Here is a 12,695-nt window from a genome sequence, read left to right as displayed (position 1 = left end):
GGGAGTCCTTTCCTTGGCGCGCACGGGCGAGTTTTGCGTCGCTATGAGTACGTTAACAGCTTGAAGCGGCATGAACCAAGTGTTCACGATGCCGCACGTTACGGGCTATGTTAACGTACTCATAACAGATCGCTTGTCACTTTTTGAGAATCTGGTAGTCGGTAGAATTACAGCCGTGAACGGTACCGCCGTATGGACTTATAAAGCAGAAGAGATACAGATAGAAAAAGTAGAGTACGTTAACATGCGTCCGACGATAGCGGGCTTCGGCGTGGGGTGTGTTTCTGCCCGGGTCGGCATGCACGCTATTCAGATTTCGCAAGGGTGAAGGTGATTCTGTGGCAAGGCACTCGTCCAACGATACAGGTACGCGTCCGGTCTCCATGGCCGACGTCGCCCGCGCTGCCGGTGTTTCACAGCAGACGGTTTCGCGCGTCGCCAACGGCTTGCCCAACGTTAACGAGCAGACGCGCCAGCGCGTGCAGGCCGCTATGCAAGAGCTCGGTTTTCGTCCGAGTTATGCCGGTCGCTCGCTGCGCGACGGCCGTTACCATTCGGTCGGTCTGTGCGTCAACGATATCACCAAGTTTGGCAACCTCTCAATGATCGACGGCATCGCCAGCGCTGCTCGCGAGCATAATTGCGCCATCACGCTGGTCGAGATGTCCAAGACCGAGGAGTTTTCGCTTGCCGAGGCCACGCGTCGTATGGCTGCGCTGCCGGTGGACGGCATTATCATCGGCATGAGCCGCATGGCGCCCGATTTTGAGACGTTTGATCCGCTGCCGGGCATTGGCACGGTTATTGTTACCATGTACGCGCATCCGCGCGTGACCACGGTCGACTCCGACCATTACGGCTGCTCGCTCTTGCTTATGGATCATCTGTTTGAGCTGGGGCACGAGCAAATTCGCTATATTGGCGGCCCGTCGTTCTCGGTCGACGAGCAATTTCGTCGCGCCGGCTGGCAGGATGCGCTCGAGCATAAGCACATTAAGCCGCAGGCGCCGCTCGAGGGCGACTGGTCTGCCAACAGCGGCTACGAGGCCGGCAGGTACCTGGCCGAGCACGATCGCACCATGACGGCGATCTATGCGGCAAACGATCAGATGGCAAATGGCGCGATTGCCGCGCTGCGTGATAGCGGCCTGCGCGTGCCCGAGGACGTAAGCGTGGTGGGCGTCGACGATTCGCTCGACGACTTTGTCGCGCATAACGAGCTCACGACCGTTCGATTCGATTTACATCAGCGTGGACGCGAGGTGTTTGAGCACGCGGTTCCCGAGGCGGGTGCGGCGGGCAAAACCGTTGCTATCCGTATTCCCGGCCAGCTCATTATTCGACATAGCACGGCGATGCCACGCTCATAGTTTGCGCAGGTAAACGACGATTTATCGTATTTCAATAACAATCGGTAAGGATGCCGGCAGATAACAGTTGGAATGCTGCCAAGTGCTATGATAGACAAGTTATTTTGTCTATCTAGGAGGCTTTGTCTGATGGAGATCACCAAGGATATCCGCTACATTGGCGTCGACGACCACGACATTGACCTGTTCGAGGGCCAGTACGATGTGTCCGAGAACGGTATGGCATACAACAGCTACGTTATCTTGGGCGATAAAATCGCTGTCGCCGATTCGGTCGACGGTGGTTTTGTCGACGAGTGGCTCGGCAACCTCGAGGCCGCGCTCGATGGCCGTACGCCCGACTACCTGGTCATCCATCATATGGAGCCTGATCACTCCGCCGGTATCGCCGCCTTTATGGAGCGCTATCCCCAGGCGCAGATTGTGGCCAGCATGGGTGCTTTCCGCATGATGGTCAACTACTTTGGCACCGACTTCCCCGAGCGCAAAATGGTTGTCAAAGAGGGCGATGTGCTCGACCTGGGCGGCCACAGCCTGACCTTTATCGGCGCCCCCAATGTTCACTGGCCCGAGGTGCTCTTCTCCTATGAGGCCACCGACAAGGTGCTCTTTAGCGCCGACGGCTTTGGCAAGTTTGGCGCCAACGACATCGAGGATCCCGAGGGCTGGGCTTGCGAGGCTCGCCGCTACTACTTTGGCATCGTGGGAAAGTTCGGCAAGTTTGTGCAGGCCGTGCTCAAAAAGGCTGCCGATCTGGATATTCAGATCATCTGCCCGCTCCACGGTCCTGTCCTTACCGAGAATCTGGGCTATTACCTTGACACCTACAACACCTGGTCGAGCTATCAGCCCGAGGACGAGGGCATCACGATTGCCTATGCGAGTGTGTATGGACATCTGAAGGCTGCCGTCGAGGAGCTCGCCGCAGCGCTCGAGGCTCGCGGCCAGAAGGTTTCCGTCTTTGACCTGGCTCGCGACGACATGGCCGAGGCCGTTGAGGATGCGTTCCGCTATGACCGCCTGGTGCTCGCCTCCATCACCTATCAGGGCGAGATCTTCCCATTCATGAGCACCTTTATCCACACGCTCGCCGAGCATGCCTACCAGAACCGCACCGTGGCGCTCGTCGAGGCCGGTTCCTGGACGCCCGCCGCTGCCAAGGTTATGACCAAGGAGCTCGAGGGCATGAAGGACATCACCCTGGCGCAGAACAAGGTGACCGTGCTGGGCTCGCTCAACGACACATCACGCGCCCAGATCGAGGCCCTCGCCGACGAGCTTTCCAAGTAGCGATATTTCGCTTTTAACGGGCAAAACCACCACAAAGGGGACAGGCCCTTTGTGGTGGTTTTTGTTTAAGCGCCGGCGATGATGAGGGCTGGACGTGCGCTGTCGGCGGCCTCGGCGATTGAGGTGGCGACGGCGGCGTCGGGGTCGCTGTCCATCACGATGATGTCGACGTCGGCAAGCTCGGCAAAACGGTACATGCCGCGTCCGTTGACCTTACTGGCGTCCATGAGGGCGACGCTTTGACGGGCGGCACCGACCATAGCCGCTTTGGTCTCGGCCATCTGAGGAAAGTCGGTCGTAAAGCCGCAGCCGGGAACAAAAGCGCCAGGACACATGACGGCAAGGTCGGCGTGGACCTTTTGGAGCGCCTGCATGGTAAGTGGGCCGTACAGATAGCGATGACCTTTGCGCAGTGCCCCGCCCAGCATGACGACATCGACCGAGGGCATGCTCTCGTCAATAAAATCGGCGATGGTAATGTCGGCCGTGATAACGGTGATGCCGTCGCGCTGATCGAGGAGCCGGACGAATTCGAGCGCCGTGGTGCCCGAGTCGACGAGCAGCCTGTCGCCGTCATTAACGAGCTCGATGGCGCTTTGCGCGATGGCCTGCTTGGCGGCGACGTTGACATTGATGCGGCGATCTTGCGTGGAGACGGTCAGGCGTTTGTGGAGCGATACGGCACCACCATGTGTGCGACGCAGCTTGCCTGCTTCGGCGAGCGCGTCCAGGTCGGCGCGGGCGGTGACGGAGGACACGCCAAAGGTCTGGGCGATTTCTGCTACCTGCACCGAGGCGTTATGCTCGAGTATTTCCATAATGGCGGTACGGCGCTCGTCAGCAAAAGCACGGTTGGTAGCTTGGGCCATATTTGCTCCATTCTCGGCTAAATTTGCAGGAATTGTGTTGACTCTATTTTCGTTCATTTTCTTTTTGAGTAAGAAAACACCTTTCGATTACTTATCTTTTCTATAAAAGAAAGACGCTAAACGCTCAAAATTCAATATCGAACACACCCACTCGGTTCCGATTCCTTCCGTTTACTTTTCAAAAACGACTGTATTGGCCTGCATGGACTCAATATCTCGCACGTGCAAAGCCGCTGAATTTCATACAATGAGCGCAGTAAAACGCAAGGTAAAACGCCTTGTGAACAACTACGCCCGATGTCCAGATGCGGGCGAGGGAGAGGAGCAAACGCTCATGGCACTTGTTACCACCGAAAAGATGCTCAAGGACGCTCAGGCCGGCCACTACGCCGTCGGCGCGTTCAACGTCGAGAACCTCGAGTTTGTTATGGCCGTTCTGGCCGCTGCCGAGGAGACCAAGTCCCCCGTCATCATGCAGACCACCCCGGGCACCATCAAGACCGCTGGTCTGGACTACTTCTACGGCATGGTGAAGGCCGCTGCCGAGCGCGCTTCCGTGCCCGTCGCTCTGCACCTCGATCACGGCGATGGCTATGACCGCTGCATGCAGGCTTTCCGCACGGGCTACACCTCCGTCATGATCGACGGCTCGCACGAGTCCTTTGAGGACAACATTGCCCTGACCAAGTCCGTCGCCGACGCTGGCCGCGCCATGGGCGTGCCCGTCGAGGCCGAGCTCGGCAAGGTTGGCGGCAAGGAGGACGACGGTCCCGCGGTTGAGGGCGAGAGCCCCTACACCGATCCTGCCGAGGCCAAGGAGTTCGTCGAGCGCACCGGCTGCACCTCGCTGGCCATTGGCGTTGGCACCAGCCACGGCGTGTACACGAGCGATCCGCACATCGAGCAGTCCGTGGTCAAGGCCATCCGCGACGCCGTCGACGTGCCGCTGGTTCTGCACGGCACTTCCGGTGTGCCCGATGAGCAGGTTGCCGAGGCTGTGAAGAACGGCATCTGCAAGGTTAACTACGCTACCGAGCTGCGTCAGGCCTACACCAAGGGCTTCATGGCCTACATGGCCGAGAACCCCGCCTGCTTCGATCCCAAGAAGCCGGCCAAGGAGGGCATGCGTGAGATCACCGAGCTGGTTAAGATCCGCATGACCAACCTCAACTCTGTGGGCAAAGCAGAGTAACAGCAAGGGTACTCTGATCCCACCGGGCCGTCTGGAAACGGAAAAGGGCCTATCTCTCAGAACGTCCTCGGACATGTCGGAAGCCCCGCTGCGCGCTACGCGCTGCGGGGCTTCCTCCGTCCTGCGGAATGTTCTGAGAGATAGGCCCTTTTCCGTTTCCGGACGGCCCTGCTCAATCGCCCTTGTGGCGTTGGGGCGGAATAGTGGTGCGCTAGGGACGCTTTGTTGGTGGGGGTTAGTATGCCCGGGCTTGGTTTGGGAATGACTTGTTTAGGGATGCTTGGAGCTTATCGAAGGATATTCGCAAGTTGAGATTCTGATCGGTTGAGCGTTTGGCTTTTGTGGTGGGGGAGTCGAGGAGGCCGTTTCTCTGTGTCGGAGGGAAGGAGAAAAGGTCTGCATGTTTTAGGGATGGCTGCTGTGCTGCGTCATTGGAAGAATGCATGCTTATGCGGCCTCCTCGATGTCCACCAAAAGGTTGCGCACGGGGTGTGCTGCTAGGTCCCGTTCGTTGGCAGTATTATGCCGCGGCTGCTGCAAAGAAGCACTAAAGAAAGGCTTAATCAGGTTTGTTATAACAGTGAAACTGCAGGTCAAAGGTATCGAATAACACTCTTGAAAGGTTTTGAGCTTAAGGGCTTTCTAAGGTTTGCGGCTCGGATGTGGCGCGGACGTGCGGAGCGTGTGAATGATCGCTGTTAGCGCTGCGGTGCGGCGGCGCGTACCTGTTCGATGACCTTTTCCATGGTGGCGTCGATGCGGTCTTTCTTGAGCTCACATTCCCAGACGGTGATGGGCGTCCAGCCCATTTGGGTAAGCGCGTCGATGGCGGCTCGGTCGCGCTCGACGTTGCGGCGAAACTTTGCCTCCCAAAACTCAACATTGCGCTTGGGCTGGCTCGGATTGCACTTAGGGCAGCGATGCCAAAAGCAGCCGTTGACGAAAATGGCGATCTTGCGCCCGGGAAAGGCGATGTCAGGCTTGCCGGGTACCTTCCATTCCAGACGGTATCCCGTAAGGCCCGCTGCCCGCAGGCGCTGGCGAACGAGCAGCTCGGGTTTGGTGTTGGCGCGCTTGTTGCCCTTCATGGACTTTTTTATAGCGGCGCGACGGCGCACCAGTTCGCGCTCGTCAGCGGAGAGGTCCGAGGTATCGATGCCGTCGAGCAGACCTGGTTTGGGACGCTTTTTGCTGCGGCGCTTAGGTGCGCGCTTGGGTTTGGCGGCGGGTTTGTCGGCCGTGTTGGGCGTGGCGTCATCGGCGGCGCCGTTGGCCTCAAGCCGATCTTCCTTCAACTCAATCAGAGCATCGATAAGCCCTTTGTCGGCGGGCATCCACTCAACGGTGGCAAGCGAGGTGCGCGGAATCCAGCGGATATCGAGCTGGCGGTCGTGCTTCTGGGGCTCATCGGATTCATCGGCGAGCGAGCAGTAGTAGCACTCCATGGAGAGATGAAAATCGGGGTAGTCATACTCAACGGTGTAAAAATCGCGCAGGTTGGTGACTTTTACCTGCAGCTCTTCCATGAGCTCGCGGCGTACGGCGTCCTCGGGCGTCTCGCCGCGCATGAGCTTGCCACCGGGGAACTCCCAAAGTCCCTGCATGTCGCCGTAGCCGCGCTGCACGGCAAGCAGCTCATCGGATCCTTCCTTGCGAATGATCCCAGCGGCAACATGAACAGTCTTCAACAGGAGTCCTCTCTCAGCATCGACACGTGGCAGGGTAGCTCATTTGGGTAGTCTTTTTGGGACGGGGCTTTTTTAGCTGCCCTATGTCAAATGCGGCCTCATGCTTCGAAGGCTACGGATAGGGTAGCTAAAAAAGCCCCGTCCCAAAAAGACTACCCCTACCTTACGCAACGGTAAGGCAAGCGTAAGCGATATCGATGGTAGCCGACTCGGCTTCTTGCGACTATAGATGCCGTAGACTAATCGCAAGAAAGGACTCGGTATGCAAACCACGCACATGGCGACCCCGGTACTGGAAGTCGTGCATCTCGAAAAGGTATACGGAGCGCTGGGCAACGTGACCCGCGCGCTCAACGACGTCAGCTTTACCGTCAACCGCGGCGAATTCGTTGGCATCATGGGCGCTTCGGGCTCGGGCAAGTCGACGTTGCTCAACTGCGTGTCGACCATCGATAGCGCCACAAGTGGCACGATCCGCATCAACGGCCAGGACGTGACGCGCATGAAGCAGGCTAAGCTTTCGCAGTTCCGCCGCGAGGAGCTTGGCTTTATCTTTCAGGACTCCAACCTGCTCGATACGCTCACGGCACGCGAGAACATCGCCCTGCCGCTCACCATCGCCCGCACAAACTCGGCAGAGATCTCGACCCGCGTGCAGGATGTGGCAGCGCGCCTGTCCATCAGTCAGGTGCTCGACAAGTATCCCTACCAGATGTCCGGCGGTCAGCAGCAGCGCGTTGCCGCGGCTCGCGCGCTCGTCACCGACCCCACCATGATCATGGCCGACGAGCCCACCGGCGCCCTCGATTCCAAGAGCGCTCGCCTGCTGCTCGAGAGCCTGGAGGCCCTTAACCGCCGCCTGCGCGCCACCGTGCTCATGGTCACGCACGACAGCTTTGCCGCCAGCTACACGAGCCGTGTGCTGTTTATTCGCGACGGCAAGATCTTCACCGAGCTGCGCCGCGGAGACACCGACCGCCGCGAGTTCTTCGACCGCATTATGGAGGTCGTTGCCATGATGGGCGGTGAGGGCTCCGATGCTCTGTAAACTCGCTTGGGGCAACGTCCGCCGCGCCGGCCGCGACTACCTCGTCTACCTTTTGACGCTCACCCTGGGCGTCACGGTCTTCTATGCCTTTAATACCATCTCGATGCAGGTCGACATCGCCGGAATCGATGAAGAGGGCTTGGCGCAGGTTATGGGCAGCATGCTCGGCTACCTGACGTACTTTTTGGCCGGTGTCATGGCCTTTTTGATGGTGTATGCCAATAACTTCATCATGAAACGCCGCAAGAAGGAGTTTGGCCTGTACCAGGTGCTCGGTATGGGGCGCGGGCGCGTCGCCACGATCATGGCGCTCGAGACCGTGATAGTATCGGTTGTGGCCTTTGTCGCCGGCATTGTGCTGGGTGTGGGACTCTCCCAGCTCATGACGTTCTTTACGGCCTCGCTCTTTAAGACACAGATCGCCAATTTCCACTTCTTTTTCTCGGTGCATGCGTTCAACCTGACCCTTGCCTGCATGCTCGTAATGTTTGTGCTCACGCTACTGCTGAACCTTCGCGCCGTGCGTCGTACCAAACTCATCGAGCTTATGGGTGCCGAGCGTCGCAACGAGAGCATCAAGACACGCAACCCCTGGATCGCGATTGCCATCTTTGCCGTGGGCGTGGTGCTTGTGGGCGTGGCCTATTACCGTCTGCTACGTGATGGGTTCCCGCTAACCGCGACGGACAGCAAGCTGCAAGAGGCCATGAACCAGTTTGGCATTACGACCGCTATGGTTACCGTGGGTACCTTTGCCCTGTTTTGGGGACTCTCGGGCATGCTTATCAAGCTGCTGCAGAGCCTGCGCGGCGTGTATTGGCGCGGCCTCAACATGTTTATCGTGCGCCAGCTTGCGGCCAAGGTCAACACGGTGTGCTTTTCGATGGGCGTCATCGCGATGCTCCTGTTTTTGGCCATCACCTCGGTGACGTGCGGTATGTCGATTGCCAATGTGATGAACGAGAATCTGGAGCGCTATACGCCGGCCGATATGTCGCAGACGTATGTCTATTACACGCCCGATACGCTCGACTACTACAAAGAGTATGTCAATCCGTCTGAGACCGATCGCATGGTGCTGGCCGATAGTACGGTCGATTTGTACTCCGCATGGCACGGTAAGGACAAGTCGGCGGACAACAACGACGAGACCGGCAAGAAGGTCAATATCGCCGATGTTGCCGGTGAGCATGTGCAGATCGATTCGTATCTAAGTTACCCGTTTGGCGGTTCGAGCCCTTCGGTGTCTGCGGGTGAGATGTGCAAGACCATGGGCGAAAAGCTTCCCAAGGCGTTCGGGGGTAGCAAGGCCGATGCGATGGGTCTGTTTGTGACGCCGGCGAGCCAGTACAACAAGCTGCGTCAGATGATGGGCGAGGAGCCGGTGAGCATTGGCCGCGACCAGTACTTGCTTACGTGTGATATGGGCGGTGAGCTGGTCGACCTGTACACCAAGTATATGGCTGGCGGCCATGCCCTTACCTTGGGCGGGCATACGCTCAAGCCCGCAACTGATAAGTCGGACGAGGACACGGCGGCCATCGCCAACTCGGCGATGGGCAGTAATCCGGGTACCGTCGTCGTTGCCGACGAGCTGTTGTCCCAACTCAATCTGCAGCCGTATTCCAGTAGCCTGCTCGTTAACTACAAACAGGGGATGGATACGACCGAGGCAGACGAGAGCATTAAATACACTCTGCTCGACAATCTGCTCGTTGACGGCAAGGAGCCGGGATCGTGGGGAATCTTCATCACACGCTCCGAGATGTACACGCAAGCAGCGCAGATGAACGGCATGATTAGCTACCTAGCCATCTACATCGGCTTTGTATTGGTCGTTGCATGCGCGGCGATTCTGTCGATCCAGCAACTCTCCAACGTGGCCGACGGCAGCCGCAGCTATCGTGTGCTGGCACAGATCGGCTGCGACGACCGCCAGATTCGCCATTCGGTGATGGCGCAGCAGGCGGTATTCTTCCTGTTCCCGCTGGCAGTGGGTCTGGCGCACTCCTTTGTGGCACTTAAGGTGATTATCGAGCTGGTGAGCATATTCGGAAATATGAGCATCGGCGGCACCGTGGGCCTCACCTGCGCGATCTTCCTGGCAGCATACGGTGGCTACTTTCTGGTGACCTACCTCATGAGTGCCGAAATGGTGCGAGCTGCCATAGCCACCCGCTACAGCGAGTAACTCATCCAGTTTGGAATCATTGTAGGTTGAGCATAAGTCAGCGAAAGCGCCCCTAAGCGAGTAAAGTGACGTGAAAGAGGAGGGAAGCGTACTTTTGTACGCGACCGACGACTGAACGTCAGATTGCTCGCTCAGGGGCGCTTGCAGCGTCGAGCCGTTATGCGGTTTGGTAAAACCGCGTAACCCTTCCTTCGCGGCGGTTATTTGCCTATCTGGTGCGTCTCGGATGCAAGTGAGTAGACTTATTTAGATATGCTGAGCACATCGCGATAAATGTTCAATAAAATCGCAGGTCAGAGCCGCGGCGTTTTGGGCTGTGCTCGACCTCCTGCAAAAAGTCTACTCACTTGCTCTTACTGCTAGAAGACCGCCGCAAGGGAAAGCAGCTCTCTTGCGGCGACTGGCGTTTGCCCAGATAAAACCTACCAAAATAAACCTGTCCCTTTTTGGCAGGTTAACGCTTCCAAAAGTGGAGGATGAGCGTGGTTCGGTTTTGCTGCTCGGTTTTGACCAGGATGTTGTGGATGTGGGTCTTGACGGTGCCCACGGCAAGGAATAGCTCGTCAGCAATCTCTTGGTTCGACTTGCCCAGCACAACCAGACGCAAAACCTCGGCCTCGCGGTTGGAGAGCCTGTAGGCGTTGCGATAGAAGGGCATTTGCTCTTCGATGTGTCGATCAAGATCGTTGACGTTCTTTTCCTCGGGCGCCTTCTCCATGCGAATTGAAAGCACGTGGTAGGAGTAGATGATCAGCAGAATCGCAAAGTAGCACGCAAAGACGTTCTCGCTAAAGTTGCGCTCGGATAGATAAAGCTGCAGCCAAGAGGGTGCCAGACTCATGGGGATGACAAGGATGTTGTAGAAATCCTCGGCAACGATGCAACCGACCAGAATAGCGCCGATAATCAGGTGCTTTCGCTGGTTGTTAACGCGTGCCTTCAGCTCAACCTCCGTACTCTTATGAGCCGTCCAAAAGATATACAGTCCCACAAAGACAAGGAATACCTGACGCATCGTGTAGTAGAGCCACTGACGCATGGGGCCGGAGGGGACAGCGACGATAGTCAGCGACTCTAACAGTAAAAACATTAAGACGGGGATAGTGAACTGCTTTTTTGAATGCTTATCGAGCAAGTCCATGGCAATCAGCCAAATAAAAGCCTGTGAAATGGTCGCCACAAGGGTCCGAAACGCAGGCATGGTAATTGCGTAATAGTCGCTGGCCGGAAAAGTCTCGTTTTGCAACGTGTATTCAAAAAAGAAGATCTCGGTCATCTCGATGGCGTAGCAAATAAAAACGCCGCTGCCATAGATAAAGAAGCGTCGATGGGACGAGGCGTAGGCGGCAAGCGAAAGCACTGCCGTCACAATACAGATTACGAGTATCGCTAAGGTATAGAAGAACATGAGCGTGTCCATTTGTCACCGTCCTGCCTCATTTGAACTCTTATGGAGCCCGCTATATCCCACGGGTATACTTGTCTCAGCCGGTCGTTCCATTGCGGATTAGACGCCAGACATAGCATAGCCGTATACCGTTCGCGGTTCCAGACGGTAAACCCCCTGCAAGCCCGCTGCCTGCGGGTTTATATTGGTTTATAGAGGGTGTAACTCCGTGAACGGTCTTTAATCCCGAATAAACTAGGTAAAAATTGCACACGGGTGAATGATGGTCTTGTCAACACGAGGTGTGATGTACGAGCGCCTCACAGTAAATAAGTCGGCAAGACCGGCGGAAAGGAAATCGATATGGCACTGCCTAAGGATTTCATCGACACCAACGACTTCACCAAAGAGCAGATCCTGGCTATCGAGGATCTTGGCCTGGCAATGAAGAAGGCCATCAAGGTTGACGGTTATTATCCGCACCTGCTCCGCAACCAGAGCCTTGGCATGATCTTCCAGCAGGTCTCCACCCGCACCCGTCTCTCCTTCGAGACGGCCATGACCGACCTCGGCGGCCATGCTCAGTTCTATGGCCCTGGCACCATCCAGCTCGGCGGTCACGAGTCCCTGGGCGACACCGCTCGCGTTATGGGCTCGCTGCTCGACATCATGATGGCTCGCGTTGACCGTCACAAGGACGTCGTCGGCCTCGCCGAGGGCTCCGCTGTGCCCGTCATCAACGGCATGTCCGAGTTCAACCATCCCACGCAGGAGATGGGCGACCTCATGACCATGCTCGAGAACCTCCCCGAGGGCAAGAAGATCGAGGACTGCACCCTGGCCTTCATCGGCGATGCCACCCAGGTCTGCGTCTCCCTCATGTTCATCGCCTCCAAGGTCGGCATGAAGTTTGTCCAGTTTGGACCTAAGGGCCACCAGATCCCCGACGGCGGCCTGCACGTTGGCACCGCCGAGGAGCGCGCCGAGTTCGGCAAGCAGATGATGGCCATCGCCGAGGAGAACTGCAAGGTCTCCGGCGGCTCGGTTGTCATCTCTGACGACATCGAGTGCATCAAGGGCGCCGACTTCATCTACACCGACGTGTGGTATGGCCTGTACGACGAGGAGGTCTCGGGCGAGAACTACATGGACGTGTTCTATCCCAAGTATCAGGTCACCATGGACATGATGAACTTCGCCGGCCCCAACTCCAAGTTCATGCACTGCCTGCCGGCCACCCGTGGCGAGGAAGTCGTCGACGAGGTCATGGACGATCCCGAGCGCTCCCTGTGCTGGGTCGAGGCCGAGAACCGCAAGCACTCCATCCGTGCTCTCCTTGCCGCCCTGGGCAAGCGCACTCCGCTCAACGACGAGGGTGTCGAGTACTCCGCCAAGGCTGAGCTCCACGCCGCTCTCGAGGCTCTCGAGCAGCTCTAAGCCTCAAGGCTTCTAAAAGCATGTTTGCGGGCGGTGGATGCTCGTCTCCTGTCGCCCGCTCACCGAGGCCCAACCAATTGCCTTAATACCTTAGGGCCTCGAATCTGTCCAAGACTGAGCAAAGGATTAAATATGAGTGACGGAAAGAAAAAGCTTTCCTTCCTGACGGTCATTTCGACCATCATCTGCGTCGTCTTCGTTTGCGAGGCCGCCGCTCCTGCTG

Annotated in this window: 9 protein-coding genes; 6 read left to right on the top strand and 3 right to left on the bottom strand. The window is 57.4% G+C overall.

Annotated features, from left to right (window positions below):
• The first annotated feature begins 383 nt into the window (after positions 1 to 383).
• A complete protein-coding gene (locus ACTM86_RS07810) occupies positions 384 to 1,370 on the top strand; it encodes a LacI family DNA-binding transcriptional regulator (RefSeq protein ID WP_441016785.1) in 987 nt (328 codons plus the stop codon).
• 129 nt (positions 1,371 to 1,499) lie between these two features.
• Positions 1,500 to 2,660 (top strand): FprA family A-type flavoprotein, encoded by a 1,161-nt coding sequence (locus ACTM86_RS07805; protein WP_427728570.1) that lies wholly within the window; start codon positions 1,500 to 1,502, stop codon positions 2,658 to 2,660.
• Between the two features lie 65 nt (positions 2,661 to 2,725).
• Here ACTM86_RS07805 and ACTM86_RS07800 read toward each other — a convergent pair whose 3' ends face one another.
• Positions 2,726 to 3,529, bottom strand: a complete 804-nt coding sequence (locus tag ACTM86_RS07800) for a DeoR/GlpR family DNA-binding transcription regulator (RefSeq protein ID WP_441016737.1) — start codon at positions 3,527 to 3,529, stop codon at positions 2,726 to 2,728.
• Positions 3,530 to 3,863: 334 nt separating this feature from the next.
• On the opposite strand from ACTM86_RS07800, the gene ACTM86_RS07795 reads away from it, so the two are divergent.
• Positions 3,864 to 4,721: a class II fructose-bisphosphate aldolase gene (locus ACTM86_RS07795; protein ID WP_022095149.1), complete on the top strand. Its 858-nt coding sequence runs from the start codon at positions 3,864 to 3,866 to the stop codon at positions 4,719 to 4,721.
• Between the two features lie 698 nt (positions 4,722 to 5,419).
• On the opposite strand, the gene vsr is transcribed toward ACTM86_RS07795, so the two are convergent.
• Complete coding sequence (vsr, locus tag ACTM86_RS07790; protein ID WP_441016734.1) at positions 5,420 to 6,409, bottom strand: DNA mismatch endonuclease Vsr; 990 nt, start codon at positions 6,407 to 6,409, stop codon at positions 5,420 to 5,422.
• Positions 6,410 to 6,671: 262 nt separating this feature from the next.
• Here vsr and ACTM86_RS07785 point away from each other — a divergent pair, with 262 nt between their 5' ends.
• The gene (locus ACTM86_RS07785; protein ID WP_427719015.1) at positions 6,672 to 7,457 is read left to right on the top strand and encodes an ABC transporter ATP-binding protein; all 786 of its coding nucleotides are present in this window, start codon (positions 6,672 to 6,674) and stop codon (positions 7,455 to 7,457) included.
• Positions 7,447 to 9,648: an FtsX-like permease family protein gene (locus ACTM86_RS07780; RefSeq protein ID WP_441016731.1), complete on the top strand. Its 2,202-nt coding sequence runs from the start codon at positions 7,447 to 7,449 to the stop codon at positions 9,646 to 9,648. Before ACTM86_RS07785 ends, ACTM86_RS07780 begins: the two co-directional genes overlap by 11 nt.
• Before the next feature lie 454 nt (positions 9,649 to 10,102).
• On the opposite strand, the gene ACTM86_RS07775 is transcribed toward ACTM86_RS07780, so the two are convergent.
• Positions 10,103 to 11,068 (bottom strand): response regulator transcription factor, encoded by a 966-nt coding sequence (locus ACTM86_RS07775; protein WP_441016728.1) that lies wholly within the window; start codon positions 11,066 to 11,068, stop codon positions 10,103 to 10,105.
• 330 nt (positions 11,069 to 11,398) lie between these two features.
• On the opposite strand from ACTM86_RS07775, the gene ptcA reads away from it, so the two are divergent.
• Complete coding sequence (gene ptcA / locus ACTM86_RS07770; RefSeq protein WP_154514956.1) at positions 11,399 to 12,472, top strand: putrescine carbamoyltransferase; 1,074 nt, start codon at positions 11,399 to 11,401, stop codon at positions 12,470 to 12,472.
• Positions 12,473 to 12,695 lie beyond the last annotated feature (223 nt).

Source organism: Collinsella sp. HCP3S3_E11 (assembly GCF_052067375.1).
In the GTDB taxonomy this organism is placed as follows: Bacteria; Actinomycetota; Coriobacteriia; order Coriobacteriales; family Coriobacteriaceae; genus Collinsella.
This window is presented reverse-complemented; position numbering and strand designations above follow the sequence as displayed.